This window comes from Acetobacter sp. DsW_059, assembly GCF_002153695.1.
GTDB classification, from domain to species: Bacteria; Pseudomonadota; Alphaproteobacteria; order Acetobacterales; family Acetobacteraceae; genus Acetobacter; species Acetobacter thailandicus.
On sequence record NZ_JOPI01000109.1, the window covers coordinates 1 to 267 of the forward strand.

Here is a 267-nt window from a genome sequence, read left to right on the forward strand (position 1 = left end):
GCATAACCGGCAGTAACCTGAACAGTGGTATGATCACAACCCTGACAAACGCAGATGCCAGTGCTGTTACCCTTAACGGGCAGGCACTGATTGGTGTAAACCTGACAGGGCTGAACACGACAGAGGCCCTGCGTCTTGGCAGTGGGCAGCAACTCTCGTGGGAGCCCACGGCAACTGTCAGCACCCGTTATCAGGATGGAAAACTGACAGATAAGATGAGTGAAACTGTCAGTCGCACACTTGATGATTCCGGTAACGAGCGCATAA

The 267-nt window shown here is 52.8% G+C and carries 1 protein-coding gene; it reads left to right on the forward strand.

Annotation, left to right across the window (positions count from 1 at the left end):
* A partial coding sequence (locus HK25_RS13090) for a hypothetical protein (protein WP_158092965.1) occupies positions 1-267 on the forward strand: 267 nt, incomplete at both ends.